The 21,416-nt window shown below is 58.9% G+C and carries 24 protein-coding genes and 1 pseudogene; 17 read left to right on the top strand and 8 right to left on the bottom strand.

The genetic code is table 11. The features are described 5' to 3' along the window. Positions 1 to 359: 359 nt before the first annotated feature. Entirely contained in the window at positions 360 to 1,118 is a 759-nt protein-coding gene (locus GUI70_RS17320; protein ID WP_272952895.1) for a DUF4386 domain-containing protein, read from the bottom strand. A gap of 135 nt (positions 1,119 to 1,253) precedes the next feature. Here GUI70_RS17320 and GUI70_RS17315 point away from each other — a divergent pair, with 135 nt between their 5' ends. The 9 genes and pseudogenes from GUI70_RS17315 to GUI70_RS17285 all read left to right on the top strand — a co-directional run bounded on the left by GUI70_RS17315 (position 1,254) and on the right by GUI70_RS17285 (position 7,411). After that, positions 1,254 to 1,934, top strand: a complete 681-nt coding sequence (locus GUI70_RS17315; RefSeq protein ID WP_161883567.1) for a TetR/AcrR family transcriptional regulator C-terminal domain-containing protein — start codon at positions 1,254 to 1,256, stop codon at positions 1,932 to 1,934. Between the two features lie 162 nt (positions 1,935 to 2,096). After that, a complete protein-coding gene (locus tag GUI70_RS24055; protein WP_202630514.1) occupies positions 2,097 to 2,612 on the top strand; it encodes a hypothetical protein in 516 nt (171 codons plus the stop codon). A gap of 171 nt (positions 2,613 to 2,783) precedes the next feature. Then, complete coding sequence (locus GUI70_RS24050) at positions 2,784 to 3,242, top strand: hypothetical protein (RefSeq protein ID WP_202630513.1); 459 nt, start codon at positions 2,784 to 2,786, stop codon at positions 3,240 to 3,242. A 32-nt stretch (positions 3,243 to 3,274) separates the two neighbouring features. After that, positions 3,275 to 3,547 (top strand): helix-turn-helix transcriptional regulator, encoded by a 273-nt coding sequence (locus tag GUI70_RS17305; RefSeq protein ID WP_161883566.1) that lies wholly within the window; start codon positions 3,275 to 3,277, stop codon positions 3,545 to 3,547. Next, positions 3,544 to 4,020 carry a hypothetical protein gene (locus tag GUI70_RS17300; protein ID WP_161883565.1) on the top strand — a complete coding sequence of 159 codons (477 nt, stop codon included), beginning with the start codon at positions 3,544 to 3,546 and terminating at the stop codon, positions 4,018 to 4,020. Before GUI70_RS17305 ends, GUI70_RS17300 begins: the two co-directional genes overlap by 4 nt. A gap of 506 nt (positions 4,021 to 4,526) precedes the next feature. Continuing rightward, positions 4,527 to 4,746: pseudogene (locus GUI70_RS24490) on the top strand (IS6 family transposase); the annotation flags it as partial. A 115-nt stretch (positions 4,747 to 4,861) separates the two neighbouring features. Next, the gene (locus GUI70_RS17295) at positions 4,862 to 5,728 is read left to right on the top strand and encodes a 5'-3' exonuclease (protein ID WP_161883564.1); all 867 of its coding nucleotides are present in this window, start codon (positions 4,862 to 4,864) and stop codon (positions 5,726 to 5,728) included. A 102-nt stretch (positions 5,729 to 5,830) separates the two neighbouring features. Beyond that, entirely contained in the window at positions 5,831 to 6,595 is a 765-nt protein-coding gene (locus tag GUI70_RS17290; RefSeq protein WP_161883563.1) for a hypothetical protein, read from the top strand. Positions 6,596 to 7,231: 636 nt separating this feature from the next. Beyond that, on the top strand, positions 7,232 to 7,411 hold the full coding sequence (locus GUI70_RS17285; protein WP_161883562.1) for a hypothetical protein: 180 nt from the start codon (positions 7,232 to 7,234) through the stop codon (positions 7,409 to 7,411). Positions 7,412 to 7,507: 96 nt separating this feature from the next. Here the strand turns inward: GUI70_RS17285 and GUI70_RS17280 are convergent, their stop codons facing one another. Then, positions 7,508 to 7,975: a hypothetical protein gene (locus tag GUI70_RS17280; RefSeq protein ID WP_161883561.1), complete on the bottom strand. Its 468-nt coding sequence runs from the start codon at positions 7,973 to 7,975 to the stop codon at positions 7,508 to 7,510. Positions 7,976 to 8,012: 37 nt separating this feature from the next. Between GUI70_RS17280 and GUI70_RS17275 the strand changes: the two genes are divergently transcribed. Further along, positions 8,013 to 8,783, top strand: coding sequence for a hypothetical protein (locus tag GUI70_RS17275; RefSeq protein ID WP_161883560.1), 771 nt, complete (start codon positions 8,013 to 8,015; stop codon positions 8,781 to 8,783). 823 nt (positions 8,784 to 9,606) lie between these two features. On the opposite strand, the gene GUI70_RS17270 is transcribed toward GUI70_RS17275, so the two are convergent. Beyond that, positions 9,607 to 10,956, bottom strand: coding sequence for a replication initiator protein A (locus GUI70_RS17270; protein WP_161883559.1), 1,350 nt, complete (start codon positions 10,954 to 10,956; stop codon positions 9,607 to 9,609). Between the two features lie 658 nt (positions 10,957 to 11,614). Between GUI70_RS17270 and GUI70_RS17265 the strand changes: the two genes are divergently transcribed. The 4 genes from GUI70_RS17265 (at position 11,615) to GUI70_RS24045 (ending at position 14,000) form a co-directional block, all read left to right on the top strand. After that, complete coding sequence (locus GUI70_RS17265; RefSeq protein WP_161883558.1) at positions 11,615 to 12,634, top strand: hypothetical protein; 1,020 nt, start codon at positions 11,615 to 11,617, stop codon at positions 12,632 to 12,634. A 40-nt stretch (positions 12,635 to 12,674) separates the two neighbouring features. Then, positions 12,675 to 12,860 (top strand): hypothetical protein, encoded by a 186-nt coding sequence (locus tag GUI70_RS17260; RefSeq protein ID WP_161883557.1) that lies wholly within the window; start codon positions 12,675 to 12,677, stop codon positions 12,858 to 12,860. 70 nt (positions 12,861 to 12,930) lie between these two features. Further along, positions 12,931 to 13,554 carry a ParA family protein gene (locus tag GUI70_RS17255; protein WP_161883556.1) on the top strand — a complete coding sequence of 208 codons (624 nt, stop codon included), beginning with the start codon at positions 12,931 to 12,933 and terminating at the stop codon, positions 13,552 to 13,554. Continuing rightward, a complete protein-coding gene (locus GUI70_RS24045; RefSeq protein WP_202630512.1) occupies positions 13,548 to 14,000 on the top strand; it encodes a hypothetical protein in 453 nt (150 codons plus the stop codon). Before GUI70_RS17255 ends, GUI70_RS24045 begins: the two co-directional genes overlap by 7 nt. Positions 14,001 to 14,628: 628 nt before the next feature. Here the strand turns inward: GUI70_RS24045 and GUI70_RS17245 are convergent. The 4 genes from GUI70_RS17245 to GUI70_RS25055 form a co-directional block, all read right to left on the bottom strand. After that, positions 14,629 to 14,904, bottom strand: a complete 276-nt coding sequence (locus GUI70_RS17245) for a hypothetical protein (protein WP_161883555.1) — start codon at positions 14,902 to 14,904, stop codon at positions 14,629 to 14,631. 135 nt (positions 14,905 to 15,039) lie between these two features. Next, the gene (locus GUI70_RS17240; RefSeq protein WP_161883554.1) at positions 15,040 to 15,234 is read right to left on the bottom strand and encodes a hypothetical protein; all 195 of its coding nucleotides are present in this window, start codon (positions 15,232 to 15,234) and stop codon (positions 15,040 to 15,042) included. 190 nt (positions 15,235 to 15,424) lie between these two features. After that, positions 15,425 to 16,348 (bottom strand): AraC family transcriptional regulator, encoded by a 924-nt coding sequence (locus tag GUI70_RS17235; RefSeq protein WP_161883553.1) that lies wholly within the window; start codon positions 16,346 to 16,348, stop codon positions 15,425 to 15,427. A gap of 255 nt (positions 16,349 to 16,603) precedes the next feature. Next, positions 16,604 to 16,735, bottom strand: a complete 132-nt coding sequence (locus GUI70_RS25055; RefSeq protein WP_272952894.1) for a hypothetical protein — start codon at positions 16,733 to 16,735, stop codon at positions 16,604 to 16,606. Positions 16,736 to 17,182: 447 nt separating this feature from the next. On the opposite strand from GUI70_RS25055, the gene GUI70_RS17230 reads away from it, so the two are divergent. After that, positions 17,183 to 19,837, top strand: a complete 2,655-nt coding sequence (locus GUI70_RS17230) for an Ig-like domain-containing domain (protein ID WP_161883552.1) — start codon at positions 17,183 to 17,185, stop codon at positions 19,835 to 19,837. 92 nt (positions 19,838 to 19,929) lie between these two features. Then, on the top strand, positions 19,930 to 20,325 hold the full coding sequence (locus tag GUI70_RS17225) for a hypothetical protein (protein WP_161883551.1): 396 nt from the start codon (positions 19,930 to 19,932) through the stop codon (positions 20,323 to 20,325). Between the two features lie 69 nt (positions 20,326 to 20,394). On the opposite strand, the gene GUI70_RS17220 is transcribed toward GUI70_RS17225, so the two are convergent. Continuing rightward, positions 20,395 to 20,844 (bottom strand): globin family protein, encoded by a 450-nt coding sequence (locus tag GUI70_RS17220; RefSeq protein ID WP_161883550.1) that lies wholly within the window; start codon positions 20,842 to 20,844, stop codon positions 20,395 to 20,397. 188 nt (positions 20,845 to 21,032) lie between these two features. Between GUI70_RS17220 and GUI70_RS17215 the strand changes: the two genes are divergently transcribed. Next, positions 21,033 to 21,404, top strand: coding sequence for a hypothetical protein (locus tag GUI70_RS17215; RefSeq protein WP_161883549.1), 372 nt, complete (start codon positions 21,033 to 21,035; stop codon positions 21,402 to 21,404). Positions 21,405 to 21,416 lie beyond the last annotated feature (12 nt).

Genomic DNA, 21,416 nt, shown 5'->3' with positions numbered 1-21,416 from the left:
ACTCAGCGTGAAAAGTAGACCGTAGAAGTCATCCAGAAAATCAGGACAGGGTGACATCGATGCTCTACCAGACGGGGTTATAGGCAAACCGTTTAACCCAAAGACTAACGAGGGTTCGACGTCCGCCCAGCGCGGCTTGAAGGAAAGTCATAGGGGAATTTCTGGATGACTTCTACACGCTGAGTGGTCATGAGGCAAGTGAAGAAGGCGACCCGGAGGCCGCCTTTGATGTTGAGCATGATCGCCCGTTATGCACCGGAAATCGAGGCGATTCAGTGAGAGGATGCTGGTGTCGATCCAGCCTGGGTAGGCGTCCAGGAGACCCCGAGGAACACAAGGCGTGAAGCGCTGTCTGGCGGCTAGGCGGACTGGAGGTGAGCAACCGCGGCCCGTGCCCGTCTGCCGGAGGTCAGCAGCCAAGCGCACAGCGAGAGTTCCGAGACCAGGGCAGGGAGGGCGACGCAAGCTTTCAGAACGGCGGCGTAGTCCGTGTAGTTGGGCAGAAGCACGTTCGCGAAGGCGTCCGTCAGGTACGCGGCACCAGCGAGGATGAGCAGCGCGCCGATCCAACGGGGCGCGGCACCGGAACGTATGATCAACCCGCCGAGCGCCGCGAGATGAACAGCAAAAAACGCCAACCCGATCTGCCACCCAAACGCGTGCAGGTCGAGAAACGCTGCGGCGAGAGAGACAACCTGTTCTTGCCGACCGCCTGATGGGACGTTGGTGCCTGTGGCGATACGCAAGGCGAGAACCTGACCCAACGTCGCGGTGGCAAAGATGGCCGCGTACACGACGCGGTTGGCCGCCGCGAACAGAGCGAGGCCTCGCCCTGCGTGCCTGAAAACTTCATACAGCGCGGCAGCAACGAGGACGTCCAAGAGGGCGACGACCAAGTTGGCCACGATCCCAGCCCGCAAAAGGGGCCCGGAGGCGCGCAGGTGGTTGATCGTCACGGTGAGGTCATTCGGATCCATCAGTCGGGAACGAACGAAGAACTCGGCGAAGAGGGCGAGCGCAGCCATAAGCAGCAGCGCAACCCCAGCAGTGGGTGCGGCAGCAGACGGGGACGGGTTCGTCCGAAGGTTCTCGTTCTGGGGGTTCAAAGTGGCATGCATGATGGACCTCTTAAAAGCGCAGCAGTGGACAGAGGAAGGGGACACGGCTCAATTCGGGCTTACAGTGTAAGCCTAGACTTACACTGTAAGCTTGTCAAGAGGACCTCTTCTTGGTACTCAACCAAGGAGTACGCCATGACCCCACCAGACCTCTCCCAGGCCGAACCTCGAATGCCACTCACCCGCGAGCGCATCCTGCACGCTGGCCTGGAGCTCGTCGACCTCCACGGCCTCGAAGCGCTGAGCATGCGGCGTGTTGGCCAGGCGCTGGGCGTCGAAGCCATGTCGCTTTACAAGTACGTCAAGGACAAGAGCGACTTGATTGATGGCCTGATTGACCTCGTTATCGCCGAGATCGATATACCCCATGACGCCAATGACTGGAAGGACGCCATGCGCCAGCGCGCAATCTCGGCGCACCAGGTGCTGCTGCGTCACCGCTGGGCCTGTCCACTGATGGGATCACGGGTCAACATTGGGCCCGCCATGCTGGGCTACATCGATGACACGTTTGCCTGGCTGCGTCAGGGCGGGTTCACAGTGGAGCAGACGCTCGACGCGTGGCACGCCCTGGACGGTCACATCTTCGGCTTTACACTCCAACAGCTCAACCTGCCCTTTGCGCCCGAGGACGCCGCGCAGATGGCTGTGGCCGGGATTGCGCTGATTCCTGCCGACCGCTACCCGTACTTCCACGCGGTCGTCAGCACGATTGCGCAGATGGGTGGGCGTGTCGAGCGCTTCGAGTTCGGTCTCGATCTTCTTCTGAAGGGCCTCGAACGTCTCCTGACCACCTCCGGGTCGTCACACGACTGACAGTAAGACGAGAGCGGTGCATCAAGGACCTGACTGGGCGCTCCCTCGCCTGTGCCTTCACTAGACCTCCTGCGAAAGTCGCAGGTTAAGCTCTTATGGCCGTTGTGTGGAACTGGACCAGCCCCACAGTGAGCGGACTGCGTGTGGGAGAGAAGACAGGATATGTCGGATACGCTTCTTCTCCTGGAAAGCTTCTCCTGCCCCGCCCATCACTGTGAGCAGCACGGCCAACGTGGGCAAGGCAACCTCCGTGTCCGAAAGCTCTACGGGGCTGCACAGCGCCGGCTGCTGAAGTGCCGCTCCTGTGGCACCGAGTTCAGCGAACGAAAAGGAACACCCCTGTGGAACTCTCGTGCTCCAGAAGACCAACTGGCCAGTGCCGTAGAGCACCTAGGGGCTGGGAACGCCCTCAAGACCACCGCCAAGTTGACCAAGCTGCATCGCTCGACCGTCCGGCGACTGGCCATCCTGACCGGAGTTCATGCTCACAGTCTCCATGCCCAGCATGCTCAGGACCTCCAACTCAGCGCATTGCAAGCCGATGAACGCTCTGGCTTCGTTGAACGCAGAGGCCAACAGCTCTGGGAGGCGACCGTGATCGAACCTAAGAGTAAGTTCCTGGTGCAGAGCGAACTCGGTCAGCGGAACGAAGATTTAGGACGGCGGTTGCTGTTCTGAGCTCGGCAACGACTGGCCAACCCGCATGACCTGGTGCTGTTCACCGATGGCTGGGCCGTGTATGAGTCGCTCTTCCCGGAGGTATTTGGAGTGCCGTACCGGCCCCCTCGCAAGGGATCACAGGGGCGCTTCAAGAAGCTGTGATTCCGGGTGCCCCGCACACTAGCGCACGTGTTGATCGTCAAGCGGCGGGAGGGACGGCGGATAATCGAAGTGCTGCAACGGATCGCCCATGGCAGCTGGTCAAGGGTGGATGCTGAAGTCGAGCAGCTTGGTCATCGGACACCGAACACTTCAGCGGTGGAGCGGCAGAATGGCACTGCCAGACGGATGAATGCGCACGACGCCAGGAAGAGTCTAGCCTTTGCTCGTACGCTGTTGATGCGCCGAGCACTGAGTCAGCTGTGTATGGGCATTTACAACTGGTGTAACGAACAGCGAGGCTTGCGCATCAAGCTGTCCGAGCCGCAGGGCCGGCGACAGTATCGGCAGCGCACCCCAGCCATGGCCATCGGTCTCACCTCCAAGATCTGGTCGGTGGCGGACCTGCTTCGTTTCCCTGTGGAAGATGACGATTCTTTCTGCCAAAGGTACTGCAGTTGCACCGGGCAAGGAGGTGGGTTCTCTTGACTTATTGTTGTAGAAATACAACAATAAGTTATATGATTGCGAAAACAATAGGGCGTCCCTCGCCACCCCCCCTACACAATCGTCTCCCCGTCCTGAGAGCAGAACGAGGACTCAGTCGGCAAGACCTCGCGACCGCGATCAGCGTCAACTACCAGACCATCGGCTACCTGGAGCGTGGAGAGTACCACCCCAGCCTCGACCTCGCCCTCCGCCTCGCCGAATACTTCAACCTCCCCATCGAAGCCATCTTCTCCCGCACCCCGTTCAGCCCACTCAGTGAGAAAGTCTACGGAGGACCCGCATGAAGACCACGCTCTCCCCACACCAGCCCCTTGCCTCCCTCGCTCGACGCCGCACGATCGTCATGATTGCGGTTGCGGGTTACCTGCTGGTCCTCTTCGCGTTGCTGCTGTTCATGACGACCCGCGTGTCACACGACGTCATCGTGACGCTCGTCGCCATCGGTGTCCTAATCTCCCTGGTAGGAGCGTTACCGCTGTGGCGGCCCAGCCGCCTTGGTCTCCCCGAAGGCCGCGATGCAACGATGGACGAGCGCCAATGGCAGCGTCTGTCGCAGGCGCATGTCAGTGCCTATCGCTTGGTTGGCGGCGCGCTCGTCCTCTCAGGTGCTTATTTCGTACTCGGTTTTCCCCTTCCGACCAGCCACCTCTTGCCGTCCAGCCACGTCGTGGGGAATTTGGTTTTTTCTGCCTTGATGCTGATCATTCCGATCCTGCCGACCGCGATCCTGGCCTGGAACGAACCTGAGCCCGATTGACTGCCTGATTCTCGTGAGGTCCAGATTGTCTTGTCGCTGCTGTATGCCTTGATGATTAAGGGGCTGGTCTAGTTCCACTCAACAGCCGCTCTTATAGGGTGCAGCAAGAACGCCTGACCCGCACGCTGAAGATGAACCGCAAACAGTTCCGTCGACGCACTGGGGTGTATCCTGAGACCTTCGCCGAGATGGAGGCTGTCCTGATTGAACGAGAGGGACGGAAGAAGAAATCTGGCCGCCCAGCGGCACTCAGCGTCGCATGAAAGTCTTTCGCGTGCTGAAGGGCGTGTATCGCCATCGACGTCGTCGTTTCGCCCTCCGAGTTCAGCTGATCGCAGCTCTCTGCAATCTTACGCGAGCCTGTCAATTATGACTTTCGCAAGAGGTCTATTGATCCTCACCGCAACGATTGATCATGTTTGGAACGCTTGATTTTGATGGTTCTGTCAGGTTAGCCGGTATGGTGGCCATTAATTGACCATAAACCCTGGCGCCACCGATTCCCGATGACCATCATCCAGCACGCCCAGAAAGCACTACGACCGCTTCCCACTCAGCTATCGGGAGGTTCAGGAATTACTCCACGAGCGTGGCATTGAGGTCCGTCACGAGACGCTTCGCGAGTGGAACGTTAAATTCTCGCTCCTCATGGCTGAAGAGCTGCGTCACCCTGAACCCCGTTGGAGTTCCCAGTGGCATCTGGACGAATGTGTGGATACTGTCGGCCAATTCACGGGGTTAGGCGCAGGGAGGCAAAGCGAGACGTCCTGGTCGAGGTTCTCGGGATACCAGCCAGCCAGGCCGTCACTCTCACGGCGTTGATGGCCGCCGCGATGTTGGCATGCTGAAGCGTTACTTTTGCAAGTCCCACGTAACGGGTACGCCGGAGTCCATAGGCTCGATTCGCGGCGTGGCGGGCGCTGCACGCATGACCCCGCCGGTGTTCTTAGCCGTGGACGTGTCGAACATCGTGGCGCGGGCCTACCACGCCACCGCTGCGGGCAAGGAGGGCCAGTCGGTGATCGGTCTGGCCCGCCACCGCTTGAAGACCATGCTCAAGACCCTGCTGCGGGAAACCGAGCCGGTCAGGCTGATCGGCGCGCTCGACAGTGGCAAGTGCTTCCGGCACGACCTCTTCCCCGAGTACAAAGCCCACCGGGGCGAGAAGCCCGCCGAGTTCCGCCAGCTCCTCGACGAAGCGCCAGACCTGCTCAGAAAAGAGTTCGGCATGGAGCTGTACCACTCACCCGGTTTTGAAGCCGACGACGTGCTGGCGAGTCTGGCCGATCAGTGTCTCGGCACCGGGGTACGTTTTGTGATCGCCTCCAACGACAAGGACCTCTTCGCTCTGGCGCATAAAGGCCCCGATGGCAGTGGCACCTACCTACTGCACTACGACGCCAATAGCTACTGCGCCCTAGGGCCGAGCGAGGTGGAGACCAAGCTCGGTGTTCCCCCGCACCGGGTGGCCCTGCTGAAAGCCATCCAGGGGGACAACAGCGACAACATCCCCGGCATCGTGGGGCTCGGCCCGGTCGCCGCCAAACGGCTGGCGAATGCGTACCCATCGATGTCTTCGATCTTCGCGAATTTAGAACGCCTGCAAACCTCCGACCGCACCAAGTTGCAGGCCGCCGGTCTGGAAGAAGCGCTGCGGCAAGAAACGCTGGTGACCCTGCGGTACGACACGCCGGTGATCAGGGCCTGATTTGGTATGTCCACCAGAGTTTTTCGTCGATGCCCATCCGTGAAAACACCATAGGGCGGGTTGACCCCAACCTAAAATGAACCTCAGATAAAGGAGCTTCACATGAAAACCCAAGACCCGATGCTGTCCGCTTTGCCGACCGATCTCTACACCCCGACCCAGGACGCCGCCACCGAATGGAACCAGCTCGAACAGACCAGTGCCGAGGCGAGGTTTCGCCGCATGGACATCGTGGCGAGCCTCTACCTCGACGAACTCCCCCGTGGCAAGGCCGGAGTGCTCGAGCGCGTCGGCAAGCGGCTGCACCTCGAAGAGGGCGACAAGAAGTCGCGCATCGTCATCGGCGATGCCTGGCGCACGTTCAGGACCTTCCGCTTGACCGGTGATCAGGGCCTGGGTTTTTCGCGCGAGGAACTCGTCAACATCCCCGTTTCGCGTTTGCGCGCCGTGGCGCAGAACCATGACTGGGCCATGAAGAACAAGGGCGAGATCCGCGAGCTGATCGTGACCAAGGAAGAGGAAGCCCTGCGCGAGCACATCCGTCAGGACACCCCCGAGAAAGCCCAGAAGAAGCCTGCCTTCGCCAGCCGAGAACTGCGCTTCACCATCGAAGACGCCGCAGCCTTCGACGATCTGCTCAAAGCGATCGAGGCCAAAGCGACCGAACAGGGTGAAACCGTCAGCCAGGACGAGAAGACCAAGCGCGGTCAACTGGTGACGCTGGCCTTGACCGAATGGCTGATCACGCCGCAGCCGGTGATGCTCAACAATGGCAGGCCGATGCTCGATGAGCACGATCAAGTGGTGATGACCGACAACATCCGGTTCCTGCCGACGACCGAAGAGCGTCAAGATGCCGCCGATTGAGAAGAATAAGGTACGCGAAGCGCTGGACGTCGTCTGGGATGATGTTAAGGCGTAGAAACCTACCGAGATGAAGCGCGCTGACTTGGAGTAATGGGCGTCGAGAGCGGTACAACGGAGTGCGATATCTGGGGGGTAACCCCTTGAAAGGCCATCTCCCGGGTGCCGGGGAACGCCAGCGTACGGGGGACGGACGGCTCGCCGTCCGGTGCTGAGGAGAGGGCACTCAGGCTCGGGAAAAGAGGCTGGTGGGCCTCAAGAAAAGCGTCCTGGGGTCTCCAGATGCTATGGGATCTTCACGCAGCGCGCCCAGGAGGCCGGCGAACGGGTCGTGAGTGGAGCGGTGTGCTTGGGTGGTGAGGTCTTTTTCAGACGGTTTTTCTATAGGGTGCAAAGGAATATATCGAGCTCGTTTCTATTTCCAGTCAAGCCACCTTCCCCCTAACCCTCCCCCGGTCAGCCCGCGCGCTTGGGCTTCACCTGCAGCCCCCTGACTTTTTCTTAAGCCAGATAAAAAAACCCCAGATTCAGTGCCAGATCATCTGAAGGTGCAGATTTGGAGGATGGAATCGACTCCGCTTTGTCCCAGACAAAGAAGAATGGGAGAGGAGAGGGGGATCATAGCTAGCTATATATTCAATGCCACACCGGCCTGGACAACAACCCCAGCACGCCTATGAGGAAGCGAAGTACACCCACGCCAGCGGCGGCAGCAATGAGACCGCCCGACTGAGAACGTTCGCCGCCGCCCACGCCAAAGCCCGCCCGACTGCGGAGCGCCCCCGCAGTGAGGGCCGCCCCCGCACCCGGGTGGTCTGAAGCCGCCCGCATCACAGCCGTCCTCTCACTGCCCCTCAGCTTCTCCAGTGGGGGTTTTGTTTTACCGCAGGAAGAAAAACAGGACCTCTTACGACTTCAAAACCGCCAGCACCGATAGCGCCAAGTCGCTGCAATAGAACCTAAGAAACATCTATAGCCCCTAGTTCTATGACGGGCAAATGCAGCAGCTCGGCTCGCACGGGCGGTGCTCAACGGCAACTGCTCGGCGGCGCTGGTCGTCAAACTCGCAGCATCGTCGCAACAGCAGTCGGGATCAAGCTCACCGGTGCAGCTCACCTGTTCGTCCTCCACTTCGTCTGGGACAAAGATTTGCAGCACCCGGGGATGGATCTGCAGCAAGGAGACCGGGAATCCGGCCTCGTTCGAGAACGGCTGCAGGACCAGCGCCACCGCGCCGCGGGTCAGGTAAAGCAGCCGGGGAAATTCGTTCGGGACGAGCTTGAGGTGATCGCCTTCGTCCCAGACCGCCGAACCGCAAACCTCGAGGAAGACCCGCAGGTAAGTGGCAGATGCAGGGTTGAGTGAGGAGTTGTCAAGGAGCACTCTCGTCGGCCTCCGGGCCACCACAGGAGCTACGACCATGACCAACACCAACAACACCACCGCTGACCGTCGTAACCTCGTCGCCGCCACCGCTCTCAAGAGTGTCAACGCGATTGAGCCTGTCGGCGTCAAGAAGTTCTTCGCCTCCGTCAACGAGGCTCCGTCGGGCCGCAGTCAGGCACAGCGGGCGCTGGAGGGCATGCTGCCGGGACTGGTGCAGTACGTCCTGGCGCTCAAAGTCGCCTCGCCTGAGCTGACCCGCGTCGGCATCAAGTTCGATCTGGACCTGCCGGTGCAGGAAGCCAACGAAACGGATGAGCAGTACGGCGTCCGTCTGGCCGGATTCATCACCGCAACGCTGGCTGGCGATAACGCCACCATCAAGCACGTCCACAAGGACGGCATTGTCAAGAAGTCCTCTGAGTGGGACCGTCATCAGCACGGCACCTCGCTGGTCAGCGCTGCACTGACCATGACCAAAGTGGAGCTGGTTGACGGGTTCAAGCAGCCCAAGAGCTACCGTGGCCTCGTCGGGGACGACGTGATCGCTAGGAGCGTCAACCAGCTCCACAAAGAGCTGCGTGAGGCTACAAGGCAGGTCCCCCCGTCGAGGACGAGAAGAAAGAGTGGATTGCTGACGCCAACAAGCCCCCCGTCAACGCCGCACCGAACTACAACCAGACGCCCGCTCTCGACACGGAGGACCCCCCAGTTGGCATTCACGCTGTCGAGCAGGCCAAGGCCCGCGTCGAAGCGGTCATGGCTCAGGCCGAAACACAACTTCTCGCCGCCGATATTCACGAAGTGACCGGCATCGCCCTCAGCGCCGACTAAGCGCTAGCACCACCGTCCGCCCCCCGATAACCTTCTGCCAAGGATTGAAGGCTCTTGCGTTCGAGCGGGGACATCAAGCTCCGCAGATACAGCAGGCACCACTTCCGACGGTGAGTATGGCCCAGGACACGTTGGAAGGGTCGGATGAAGCGCCGAAGGGACAGGACATGTTCCTGAACAGCGGTCATGTACCAGTCTGGCAGACACGCATGAAAGCCGTCTCCATCGCTAAAATCCGTGTTTAAGTAGTGGTAGCAATACTTAAACAGGTCAATCTGAAAATCTTTCCATGTCCAGCACGGGTGATTCAAGGGCGGCAAGCATTCTCTCCAGCTCAGCACGCAAATCCTCCAATGACTCCCCCGCTACGACTGCTGGCTCAGTAGACGTGGAGATTGCCTGACCCTTATCGGAGTAGTACGCAGAGTAGATGGCGAATGTCTCTTCTGTTTTGTCGTATCCGACTCGGTAATTCCATGTCATACATCTTGTGATACTAGATTTCCGTGTTTAAGTAGTGCTAGGCGGTGCTGACGTATGACCAGCACGCGGCGCGGCACTGGCCTTTGCGCTTCGGGGGCTGGTCTTAGCATTCACAGGCTCTGCCGCAACCACACCTCATCCCGAATCAAGACGTTCTAGATAAGAAATCTTCTGATTGACAGCCAACAGCAAATGACCGATCAGGCAACTATCCGGTGAGAGGGTGAGTTGCTCGGTCTTCTGGTCATCAATTGGAAAAGCCATCAGCCCAGCCAAACGCCCTTTCCCCCAAGTTGACCGATAGCCCTGATGATTTACCGGAGTTGGGCTTTGAGCTTCTCTACGGGGCGTTGCATGTCACCCGCTGCTTTGGCGACGCTTACTTCTTTGATCAGGGTAACGGCGTCAAGTCGACCCTCCTTGATGGCCGCTTGCAGGGTATCCATCTCAGTCAGCTCAAGGTGAGCTTTAAGAAGAAAGCGTAGGGTTTTGAGTAGGTCCTCTGTGGACACCGGCGGGGCTATTAACTCGGCTGGCTGGCGTGGTGTCTTGATCACTTTTGCAGAAACGGCAGGTGCATAGGAGGGCAGCAATGAAGGGGGCTGAACCTCATATTTGTCAGGATTTTTTAGCACGTCCGCAGCCACGGACGCGGGATTGCGAGGTGGCGAGGCATAACTGGCCAGCACCAGATGTGCCTTGGCCAGACGCTGCCGAATTTCAGCTGTATCTAGATTCCCGAGAATGTTTTTGAGGCTGAGTGGCTTGAGACCCAGGGCCTCCAGCTCCGCTTTGAATGTGAAATGGGGTTCTTCCTCAGTAACCTGATGGTTGAAGGTGTAAGCCACCTGCTGCTTGATTCCGCGTCCCAGATACTCTACTTTCTTGAGATAACCGATCTCAAGAAGCTCTCGATGGGCGGGCTCAATCGAGCGGCGAATCTTGTCGGGCTGCTCATTGATAATCTTGCAAATCTGCTTCAGTTCCAAGAGGGAGAGCTGCAAAAAAGAAACGGTCTGCTCTGGTTTGTTGATATCACGACGCTTGGCATCCAGAAGTCGGTAAAAAGCACGTGTGGAGCGCCGCTTGAGAAGTCGGGCCAAGCGGGGGTCCATCGGTCGAACAAACCCGGCGCGTATGGAGTTGACGAGCGCTGGAGCCAATGTGATCACCAAGGCCGAGTCATTGTCAAACTCCCCGTCTCCGCTGCCGGTGTATTCCAATTCGTGCACGATTCTCAACCCGACGGTGGTATAGCGGCCCCGGCGGTGATCACGCCACAACCGACTAATCTGGTAAGACGTGGTCCAGAGCCGCTCCAGGCTTTCGCGCAGCAGCCGGTAGGCTGCACCATTTACATCCATGCCAGCCAACTGAAGCAGATTATAGGCTGAACTGACCATACGGCCATCTTCTGGGTCGTCCTGTTCGCGGAACAAAGTGATGAGGGCAGTCATCACGTCGTTGTCCACACCGTGAGGCACACCATATTCTGCAAGCGCTTTGCAAACCACCCTACCGATCTGGCCATCGATCTCAAAGTTCTCTTCCCAGTTGGTGTAATCAGCAGGAATCCGTTCCTGCATACTCACCAGACCCAGTCGAAGAACATTCATCTCCTCGAAACGAACCGGCAGATCCAATTGTCGCTGCTTGACGGTCATGGCCACGTTCAGTTTAGCGGACGCAGCGCTTTGTTTGTTGTTTTTTATTCTTTCAAAGCTTTAAAAGAATTGTTGTAACAACAACAAGAGGAGATCGCATTTAGCGTGCCGCACGGTATTTAGAGCGTTTTCCCCCCAAGTTGACCGATAGTTCTGGCCCTATTTCCCCCAAGTTGACCGATAGTTTTCGTCCCTTTTCCCCCCAAGTTGACCGATAGTTCTGGCCCTATTTCCCCCAAGTTGACCGATAGTTTTCGTCCCTTTTCCCCCAAGTTGACCGATACCCTCTCCACTGCATTCCCCCAAGTTGACCGATAGTTCTGGCCCCATTTCCCCCAAGTTGACCGATACGTTTCAGAATGCATGTGCAGGGAGAATTAAAAGCCGTCTAGCAGGCTCCTTCGGTTCATTTTCCCCCAAGTTGACCGATACCCTCTTCAGTTCATTTCCCCCAAGTTGACCGATACTCCTGGGGGCTCAGTGGGACCGTGCAGCTATTGTGCAGGGTTTGCTAGAAGTCACCCAGAAGTTCGGCAGAGCAGGATTTGACGCTCCCCTTGGCGCTTCCAGCGGCTGCTTTTCGCCAGCAAGTGAAGGCAGCCTTACAGGAGGCCAGTCCAGCCCTCAAGCCGCTCACTCTGCTCTAATAACTTTAGCCATGACGAATGCCCCCTCCCACACTTCCCCTGCCACCCTTCCTCCTGTCCTGCCGCGCCAACAGGCCTACGATTTGATTCGCAGTGGAAAGATCAATGAGGCACTGGAACCGGCACGGGCGCTCCAGGCGGCCTTCGAGCGCGGCGAAATCGACGACAGAGGACTCAAAATCGCCTTGAGCGTCTTCTCCAGCTACCGCCCGGAACTCACCGCGCAGATCGTAGAGAACGCTGAAACCCGGAGCGGCGATTACCTCTCACTGCTTGCAGCGGGCCTGCACTACACGGGGCTCGTCTGGCTGAAGCGCACCTTTCGTCTCGGCCGTGACATCCCCGAGGCGAACCGCACCCTGATGGTGGACGCCGCCCAGAAGGCCGACATTTACCTTAGCCGGGCACTGCACGCGACGGCCCAGCCTAGCGTTGCCTACAGCCAGAAGCAGCTCACGGCCATGACCTTCGGCCAGGACCCCTGGGACCTCTACGCCGAGGGCCTAAGACGCTGCCCGAACAGCATGCTGATCCGCGAAGGCCTGCTGCTGGCACTACGCGCCGAGTGGGGCGGGCAGGGCGATTACAGCAGCATGAGGGCGGTCCTGACGCGGCCGGAGAACCGGGACCTGCCAGCGGAACAGCAGCGCCACCTCGCTGCCCTCGAACTCGGGTACGAAGCCCACCATCACCTGCATTTCAAGGACGACAAGGACGGTGCGTACCGGCTGTACCAGGAGTCGCTCACGATCATGCCAACCATTCACGTCCTGACTGCCATGATCGATGCGCCCGACACGGATAACGCCATGGCTGAAGGGTATCTCGAGCAGGTGCTGGAACTCGATCCCAACAACGATCACGCCCGCGCCAGGCTTGGCGTCCGGCACGGGCTGCGTGGGCGCAGCGCTTACGGTCTGAAACTGCTGCGGGACGCCTGGACCTGGGGAGATCCCTACGCCTCGGATGTGCACAACACCTTCACCCACCACCTCATGCTGGGACGCATGGTTTTTCGCCTTGGGTTCTGACCCGTGATCAGCTGGGCGAAACACCGCTTACTCCGATACCGTGACCATTTTCTGGATGACTTCCGCTGTGGCCATCGCCCTGATTGTCAGCGGCTCGGTAACCGGAGCCGTTCAGGCGAGTTCAAATCATAAAAATGGAGATGTGTCTGGCGTATCTCAGCAGTCTCTGTTCATGTCGGGGATAAAGCGCCAGATGGACGGCAGAGATTGGTTACAGACCCACTGACTCTGTTAGTCTGTTATCAACGGAGTCGCAGAGTTTTCTGGTAAATTCTGGACATGCTCAGGACTTTTGCATGAAACTGCTGACCATCGTGAACGGCAAGGGCGGGGTGGGCAAAACCACCACGGCTTTTAGCCTCGCTGCTTCTTTCGCCAACAGAAAGCAGAAGGTGTTGCTGGTCGACACCGATCCTCAGGCCAGTGCCAGTTGGTGGTACGAGCGCGGCCAGAATCAACCATTCGAACTGATCACCGAGAGCGATCCGGCGCTCCTGGTCAGACTCCGCGAACTCGGTGACTACGATGTCGCCATTATCGACACCCAACCGGCCCTCAGCAGCGCAGCACTGGCTGCGGTAGTCAAGCTCTCTGATTTTGCTCTTGTCCCCACTCCCCCATCAGCGCTGGATCTCAACGTGGTGATTGAAACGGTCCGCTCGGTCCTGGCACCCATTCACGTCAAATACCGGGTCATGCTCACCCGTGTGGATCCCCGTGCCCTGAATGAGGCGCTGGAGGCGCTGAATACCCTGACCGATGTGGGCATTCCTAGCTTTCATGCCTTCGTAAGGGCCTACAAAGCACATGAGCGCGCGGCCTTAGACGGTGTACCGATCCATCAATACAGGGGAGCCAACGCCCGTGAGGGTCAGCGTGATTACGACCGGATTGCTGAGGAGGTGAGTCGCGAATGGTAAAACGCCGTGGCCTGGCTGACCTGCTCCGAACGGAGGCCCAGCACCTGCAACAGTCTCCCGAAGAGACAGAGTCCGTAGTGCTGAGAGAAACAGAATCACAGACTCTGTTAGCTGGGAATTTTGAGATTGAGATTCCTCTTTCGGCAAAGACATCGATAGAAACAGAAGTCGTGTCTCTCAGAGAAATAAAGTCTGTGAGTAACGTAGAGACAGACTCTGTGACTTTGCCCAAATATCAGCGTCTTGTTCGTAAAGAAGCGCGACTGCATGAAGTGCAATATGATGAGCTCACCCGCCTGGCTCGAGAACTCAACAGAAGAAAGCACGAGGTGGGCGAGATCATCACGGCCAATACCCTGCTCCGGGTGGCCACGGAACTCTTGTTGCGAAGGCGATCAGAGCTTCATGGCGACACTGAGGAGGAGCTGCTGGCCAGCCTGCAGTGACGGACACGATGGAGTGTCCCCCTGAACGGCCTCAAACTTGAGTCTGTCACAGAATAACAGACTCTGTCACTCGTAGAATCTGTCGTCTATTATGAGATGCTCGATGGATGATCGCGTTATGGTTTCAATCGCCCGAAAACCCCGTTGAGGGTTTCAGCGTCGTCCCAGCCGTCATTGACACGCGCGGGTCCAGGTTTACCGAAAAGCGAGGTGAACGTTTGCACTTCGACTCTGACCCCGAACCTTGTCTCACTTTTGGCCAGCTCAGATTGCTCCACTGAGGCAAAACGGCAGGGAAAGTTTGCAGTGTGGTTATTTCTTCGGCCGAGGATTACGGCGTGCTTCAAGCGCACAAGAGCTAACTAGGGGGAGGTGCTGATACAGGATTTTTAATCTCTACGGTTGACCGTCATACTGACGGTCGTGGCATGCACGACGACCGCTTGGCCTCCATGGAACTGAAAAAGCAAGGCAGCTGCCTCAACCTGCTTCACTGGTTTAAGTATTGGTTCCTGAAAGGTGACTACTCAGCGCATCCCGCCTTGTTGATGTGCTGAGTAGTCACTTTCATTGTTCTGTTACCGCTGAAGGAGTCGGATGATGGCGTCAGCGGTGCCAGGAGGAAGGTTCACACGTCTTCCCAACCCAGCGGTTCGTGCAGCGAGATCTCGACGAGCACCGTATACGTCTTGGTGCTGGTGTCCTCCAGCGTCTGGTACACCAGGTCAACGTATTTGTTGAGTCGGAAAAACGGCAGCGGCATCTGAACCTTCAGCGTCACTACGCTGGAATCACCGTCTTGCCCAGTCGTGACAACAGGGTCACCGACGATGACCAATTGTTGTTGCAGCTCAAGGATGGCCTGGAGGGTGGCTTCAGTCAGGATCATATGCTGTCGTTTCACGCGCTCTCCCAGTCTCAGTCGTCGGCTTAGGTACCCTCAGGTATTCCAGACCGCCAGCACGTCGCCCTTTCACCATGCCCTTCCAGCACACGCCCATCATCTAGGCTGCTGAGCCGAATGCCCGGCATCATTCCTTCACGTCGGCAGCCACGCCGCGCGTTCCCAGTCCAGCAGCGCCTTGCGGCCCGCCTCAGTCAGCGCCGCATGGTCCGCTGTTCGCGCCAGGTAACCGCGCTTGCTCAGGCGCAGGGCCGCACCCTCGTCAAGTCGGTGGGCCAAGTCATCTCTGAGCTGCTTGAGCTGTTCGTCATCGGCGTTCGCCAGGTGCATGCGGTCAGTCTAGAGCGACCAGATGACGTCTGTCTGGCCAGCTGGCCGCACCATGACCAACCGCTGTCATTCGGTGTCGGTCAAGTCGTTCAGGTGTCCGTTCAAACCCGCGCTGAGCGCGCGTACGCCCTGGGAACAGTCTTCGCCTTCCTGGCGTTGGTGGGCCTTGGGGCATTCTCTTCAAAATGCCCTAAATACGGGCGCGACTCGCAGTGAGCCTGTCACTGCGAGTTCTCTCAGCGGTTTGGCTCAGCCCCGGCGCGAAGTCGGGCCGCGACTCCAACTCGATGTACAGGTCCCCGCCGCTCTGCAGCAGCGCCAGATCCACGTCATGTTGGCGACTGGCAGCAACGGCGGCGAAGGCACCAGGGGTCATGCTCGACAGGGCCTTGAACTCTCTGGTCAGGTGTGCTTGGTCGGTAAAGCCCAGCTCGAAGGTCAGGTCGGCCATCGACACGGCCGGGTTCATGCGGATGCGGATGTTCACCTCGTCAAAGCGGACCACGCGGGCCAGCGTCTTGGCACTCAACCCAACCTGCTGCGCGAACTGGCGCTCCAGGGTACGTGTGCTGAGATTCAGCTCCTCGGCCAGTGCGGCGATCCGCACCATGCCGAACGACTGGTAGATCTGCTGGGCTGCCTGCATGGCCGTGCCCGGTTCACTGTGCAGTCCGGCAAGGTGCAGGAGGTGTGCCTCGAGCGCCTCGCGCGCCGTGTTCCATTCGCCTTGCTGCACCAGGGCGACGATCTCGCGGCCCCAGGGACTGGCGCTGAGGGAAGCGTCCAGGGTATCCGGCGTCGTCGCTGCCTGCCAGCCCAGGAGTTGCCTGGCACCCCAGGGGTAGAGTTCGGCCACCAGCGCGCGCAGCTTTCCCTGGACTACCGTGCGCTGGGGCTGAACGGTAAAGGGCGCTAGGACGACGGGCGAGACAGGGCGCAGGGTGTCGGCAGTCGGCCCGACCAGCAGGGTGTCTGCGGAGAACATCAGGCGCACGGTGCGCTCGGCCATGTCGTAGTTCTGGTGCGGTCCAGTCAGGTGCACGTTCTCGAACTCCCAGTAGCCGTCCACCAGTTCGCGCAGGCGTGGGTCAGGGTCGTGGTGCCGGAAGCGCATGCCTTACTGTGACAGGCCGCGTCTCCCAGTGTCAGAACAGGGCTGCCAAGTCACCCAGCTGACCAGTGTCAGGGAGAAGCTTCACGTCGCTGTGCGCCTGACACAGCTGCGTGGTGACGGCCTAGTGATAACGGCGTAGCTTTGCATCGGTCTCCGCGAAGCCGAACGTGTCCCAGCCGTGAAATTTCGGGACAAATCTGGGAGCAATAAGGCGAACCCGTACCGTTATCAATAGACCTGCTCATCGGGGCCGGGCTAGTGAATTGCCTGATGCAGTGCCCTGCCGATGTCCATGCCAGCAAAAAAGATGAAGGTCAAGCACAGCACCGTCCAGACCAGCTTCTGACTTTTCGGTATGTTCTGCCACCAATCGGTGAACTTCGTCATACGGTCTCCTGTTTATCTACCCGTTCTTGCTGTGCTCGCAGTCGCTTGACCATGTCCCGTACGTCTTCATAGAGGGGCACAATGTCGCGTTGCGGGAGTGGGAAGTAGTTTTTGAAGGCCAGCATCCTGAGCACTTTGGTGAGTCTGGGCCTGGCCTGCAAGACCGGTCCGGACGGTGCGCGGTTATATGTCTTGACCCGCGCAGGCCTGAACCGGTGCAAAGTGACCCACAAGCCCGACACCTCACCCTCCGGCCCCGTCTGCCACCTCTGCGGACGTGCCGGAAGTCATTGGAGCGGCTGCCTGCTGTTCGAGACGACCTCACGTCCGCGGTGAGTTTCCCTTCGGCGTTACGGCGCAGATCTTTGCGGTGACGCAGCGGTTACGGGGTGATTTCTAAGCTCTCTTCAGCTTCGGGGCCGAGCCCGAAAACGCAAGGAGCCACACATGAACCGTAAACTAATTGGTGCCGCCCTGATCCTGAGTCTCAGCCTCGCCGCTTGCAGCGCCTCCACCCCTCCGGTCGTTCTCCCTGATCCGATCGTCGATCCCGTGCCCCAGGCTGATTTCAATTTCACGCTGACGCCCGCTGTGGTCAATGTCCAAGCCAATGGCACGGCAGCGTTGAGTGCCACCCTTCAGCGCAGCGGCGGCTTCACGAGTGCCGTGACCCTGACGCTGCTCAATCCGCCGACGGGAATCAGCGCAGCCGCCGTGACGGTTCCGGCTGGAGCCACCACGGCCAAGCTCGACCTCAAGGCCAGCAGTGCCAGCGTCCCGGGTGAGGACACCCTGACGTTCGCTGCCGATGCGGGCAGTCTGCACAAAACCGTGCAAGTCAAGATCAACGTGGCCGCCGCCCCCGTGCCGGTGGGCCAGGCCGCGCTCACGCTGGTCGCCACGCCCGAGAACCTCACACTCAAGGCCGGACAGCCCACCAGCTTGACGGTCAAGGTGACGCGCAGCAACGTCACCGGTCCGGTGACGTTGCACCTGAGCAACCTGCCGATCAACGTCACGGCAGCGGACGTGGTGATTCCTGACGGACAGGACAGTGCGCAGATGACGCTGATCCAGAGCGGCAAGAGTCCGGCGGGCAACAGCACCATTCAGCTGCAGGCCAGCTCGAATGCGGTGAAGACCTCGCTGAACATCCCGCTGACGGTGGAAAGCGCCGAGAGCCTGCCCACTGCGCCCACAGTGATCGCTGCCGACGCTCAGGTCTTCCAAGGGGTCGGCTTGAAGCTCAACCTGAAGTTCTCGCACGAGATGAGCGCAGACGCGGTCAAGGCCATCAGCGTGACGCCGGCGATTGACAGTTTTCAATGCGTGATCAACGACAACGGGTCAGCACAGTCGAACGTGCTCTGCAGTGGCGACCCGCAATTCGATACGGCCTACACCCTGACCGTCAGTACCGCTGCCAAGGACAGCGTGGGAACGCCGCTGGCCCAGCCCTACACGTTCAACTTCAAGTCGCCACCGCAAGACGCCATCCCCGATCCCTTGCCGCAGAGTCTGACGCTCAGCAGTACCCCAGGAAGTTTGACGGTCAAGGCCGGCTCGCCGGCCTCCCTGACCGTCAAGGTGCAGCGTAAGAATGTCAGTGGCCCGGTCAAGTTGCATGCCACGAACCTGCCGGTCAATGTCACGGCATCAGACGTGGTCATTCCCGCTGGTCAGGACAGTGCCGCGATGACGTTGACCCAGACGGGCAACAGCCCAGCGGGCACCAGCCCCATTCAGGTGCAGGCCACGAGCGGGAACGTCAGCGCCTCGCTGAACGTTCCCCTGACGGTGGAGAACCCAGCGCCCGCTGCGCCCATCCCCCAAGTGATTGGGACGCTCCCCAATCCAGCGCAGCAGAATGTGGACCCCGCCGGTCTGGGCGTGATGGTCAAGTTCTCGGAGCCGATGCAGGCCAGCGCCGCCCAGGCCATCAGTTTCTTCCCGGTCGTCGCGAACCTGAAGTGCAACGTCGTGCATGACGAATTCGAAGCCGTGTACTGCACGGGTGACTTTGCCGGGAACACCCTGTACAACGTGACGATGAGCACCGCCGCCAAGACGACATCGGGGGTGGCGCTGGCGGCACCGTACTCTTTCTCGTTCAAGACGGCACCCTTTGTCATCATCCTGCCGCCGTTCGGCGACCTCGTCCCGCCCAAAGTGACGGGCTTTACGCCCACCAATGGCGCGCTGGGCGTGAACCATGCACCGCTGAGCATCACGGTGAACTTCAACGAGGCGATGAACAAGGTCGCGACACAGAACGCCTTTGAACTGGTGGTACCGAACGTGACCGACAGCAAGAAGAGCTTTGGCTGGAACGCGGCAGGCACGGTGATGACCATGACCTACAACGAGGTCTTGCCGTATGGCACGACGATCATCTGGGGAATGAGCAAGGCTGCTACCGACCTGGCAGGCAATTCCCTGGCACAGGCCAGCAGTGTCGGTGGCACCTTCCGCCTGGTGCGGCAAAACACCATGAAGCTCTACAGCGACGTGAATTCAAGTGTTTTTTTGCAATATGAGCCGGACACGAAACAACTGACCAAGAATGACCCCGCAACCCACCTCAACTGGATAGGAAGGTATCATTCCGATTACGTCGATGAAAGGTACTATCAAAGGGCCTTTTACCAATTCCCCCTGGTTGATCTCTTGAACAGTGTACCTAAGTTCTCCAGCATCACTAAGATAAATACGGCCGTTCTCAATGTCTACAGTCTATCTAGCCAGAATACCCCTGAACTTCTGGGTGATCTGGATGCGGTCAACATTGCCACTCCATTTATCTTCGACTCGGGTAAATTGTGGGATGCCCTCCCGGCAAATTCAGGGCAAGGCCTGAAGCATATTTATCAGGTGCCCGGCCCCGCTATCGGTTACCACACACTCGACATCACGGTGCCGTTTACTTATAACCTCAAGAACCCAGGTATATCGAGCGGGATGTCACAATGGCGAATCCAGCGTGAATTCGATAGTTTCCTATCGAGTCAAAATTTCAGCAACCGCACAACTGAAATCACTTATCAAGGAAATAAAGATGTCAACAAACGTCCTCATATTCTTGTGACTTATGAATATCCCTGATTTTACGCCCTGAGACCTCTTTTACCAGGATAACCCTACCCTTTCCTCGTTGAGTAGGGTTATCTTTCTATTCAGAATTCAAGGAGAATGCTGTGAAGGTACTTGGTCTGTTGGTCATGCTCCTGGGCGTATCGGGGGCACGGGCCTGCGCCGCCGATCCACACAAGATGTTCAATGGGCGTGTGGCCGTGCCCAAATCGCTGGTGCGTGAATGCGGCTACGCCTGGCAACAGTGGCAAAAACACCCTGGTAAGGGCCGCAAACTGCTGCGCTGGGCCGAGATGTGGAGTACCCCTGCCGCCGTCGAGCAGGACCTCAGCAGCTTGTTCACCCAGCTGGGCTACCACAATACCGACAGGAAGATCGGCAGCACCGATGCGGTGTTCAAGGGTGCCGAAATTTACTTTGAGGGCAAGAATCACTCGTTCATGGTCGTGGAGCTGTTCTTTGTCGGCGACCGGGTCAACATGCTGATTGGCGGAAATTGATTCCGGTTTCCTCAAGCAGAAGAGCGGCACACCCGATCTCAGGTGTGCCGCTTTGACATTACGCTCGCCTCAGCTCAGGGAACTGCGAATCGGAGATTCGGTCAGTGCAGTCATACGCCGGGCAGCTTGCTGCATCGTCTCAGCGACAAGCCCGTACACCGCTTCCCAGGCCAGCCGGACTTCTGCCGTGAACGCCTCGCCCAACCCTTCCTGCAGCGTCCACAGCAACGCCTCGCCCACCGTGGCGTAGTGCGCCTCGGTTACCCCGTACCCCGCGTGGCGTTCACCGAGCCGCTGCAGGGCCGGCATGACCACTTCGGGCTTGTTGAGATTGGCCACCGCCACGCCCAGCATCATCATCAACTTGTGGCCCTGCGCCTGCATGTTCCCCCGAAAGAGCGGTTTGAGGGCAGGATCGAGCTCGAACAACCGGGCATAGAACAGGTCGCTGGCGATTTCGGCAATCGGCTGCACCTGCGCGAAGGAATGCTGCACCAGCTGAACCTGGTGGGCGTTCATGGCTGCACCTGGAAGACGAGTTGAAAGCCTTGGGTGGATTGAGACAGGGCGTTGTGCATGGGTTGTTCCTCCTGCACTGAGCTTAGAAATCGGGCCGTAACCGCTGCGTCACCGCGTCTCAAGACGGGCAGCGTGCTCTTGACCCGAGGGTGAGCAGGCCAGGGATGCTTGAATGCTTCACTCCTCGCGTGTGGCGTGCCATTAGAGAAGACGCGCCCCTGGTCAAGGTGAAATCAAAAATCAATCGTGCAGCGCAGTGTAGATCGAGCGGCGTACGGCATGGTGGAGGCTCGGGTCTGAGAAACAGCAAACTGATCCGCGGCTACATTGCAAAGCACCCCCACTTTGCGGCGCGGGTGCCTGATCTGTTGCCTGCGTTGAAGCAAGCCGAGGTCGAGGAGAGTATCAGCACCGTGCTGGCGCGGCAACTGGATCAAGCTGGGGTGAACTATATTGAGGAACACCGCTTCCACCCTCCACGAAGATGGAGTCTTGGAAGTCAGATCTGTGGGGAAGTATGGATATCAACTTTTTTCGCGCCTATTCTTTTTAACTTGTAACTATCTTCCGCA

The organism is Deinococcus alpinitundrae (assembly GCF_009982895.1).
Taxonomy (GTDB): Bacteria; Deinococcota; Deinococci; order Deinococcales; family Deinococcaceae; genus Deinococcus; species Deinococcus alpinitundrae.
This window is presented reverse-complemented; position numbering and strand designations above follow the sequence as displayed.

Excerpts from the sequence above, each read along its gene's own strand:
- GUI70_RS17320 (WP_272952895.1), bottom strand. The coding sequence starts at position 1,118 with ATGCATGCCACTTTGAACCCCCAGAACGAGAACCTTCGGACGAACCCG.
- GUI70_RS17315 (WP_161883567.1), top strand. The coding sequence starts at position 1,254 with ATGACCCCACCAGACCTCTCCCAGGCCGAACCTCGAATGCCACTCACC.
- GUI70_RS24055 (WP_202630514.1), top strand. The coding sequence starts at position 2,097 with ATGTCGGATACGCTTCTTCTCCTGGAAAGCTTCTCCTGCCCCGCCCAT.
- GUI70_RS17305 (WP_161883566.1), top strand. The coding sequence starts at position 3,275 with ATGATTGCGAAAACAATAGGGCGTCCCTCGCCACCCCCCCTACACAAT.
- GUI70_RS17300 (WP_161883565.1), top strand. The coding sequence starts at position 3,544 with ATGAAGACCACGCTCTCCCCACACCAGCCCCTTGCCTCCCTCGCTCGA.
- GUI70_RS17295 (WP_161883564.1), top strand. The coding sequence starts at position 4,862 with ATGCTGAAGCGTTACTTTTGCAAGTCCCACGTAACGGGTACGCCGGAG.
- GUI70_RS17290 (WP_161883563.1), top strand. The coding sequence starts at position 5,831 with ATGAAAACCCAAGACCCGATGCTGTCCGCTTTGCCGACCGATCTCTAC.
- GUI70_RS17285 (WP_161883562.1), top strand. The coding sequence starts at position 7,232 with ATGCCACACCGGCCTGGACAACAACCCCAGCACGCCTATGAGGAAGCG.
- GUI70_RS17275 (WP_161883560.1), top strand. The coding sequence starts at position 8,013 with ATGACCAACACCAACAACACCACCGCTGACCGTCGTAACCTCGTCGCC.
- GUI70_RS17270 (WP_161883559.1), bottom strand. The coding sequence starts at position 10,956 with ATGACCGTCAAGCAGCGACAATTGGATCTGCCGGTTCGTTTCGAGGAG.
- GUI70_RS17265 (WP_161883558.1), top strand. The coding sequence starts at position 11,615 with ATGACGAATGCCCCCTCCCACACTTCCCCTGCCACCCTTCCTCCTGTC.
- GUI70_RS17255 (WP_161883556.1), top strand. The coding sequence starts at position 12,931 with ATGAAACTGCTGACCATCGTGAACGGCAAGGGCGGGGTGGGCAAAACC.
- GUI70_RS24045 (WP_202630512.1), top strand. The coding sequence starts at position 13,548 with ATGGTAAAACGCCGTGGCCTGGCTGACCTGCTCCGAACGGAGGCCCAG.
- GUI70_RS17240 (WP_161883554.1), bottom strand. The coding sequence starts at position 15,234 with ATGCACCTGGCGAACGCCGATGACGAACAGCTCAAGCAGCTCAGAGAT.
- GUI70_RS17235 (WP_161883553.1), bottom strand. The coding sequence starts at position 16,348 with ATGCGCTTCCGGCACCACGACCCTGACCCACGCCTGCGCGAACTGGTG.
- GUI70_RS25055 (WP_272952894.1), bottom strand. The coding sequence starts at position 16,735 with ATGACGAAGTTCACCGATTGGTGGCAGAACATACCGAAAAGTCAGAAG.
- GUI70_RS17230 (WP_161883552.1), top strand. The coding sequence starts at position 17,183 with ATGAACCGTAAACTAATTGGTGCCGCCCTGATCCTGAGTCTCAGCCTC.
- GUI70_RS17220 (WP_161883550.1), bottom strand. The coding sequence starts at position 20,844 with ATGAACGCCCACCAGGTTCAGCTGGTGCAGCATTCCTTCGCGCAGGTG.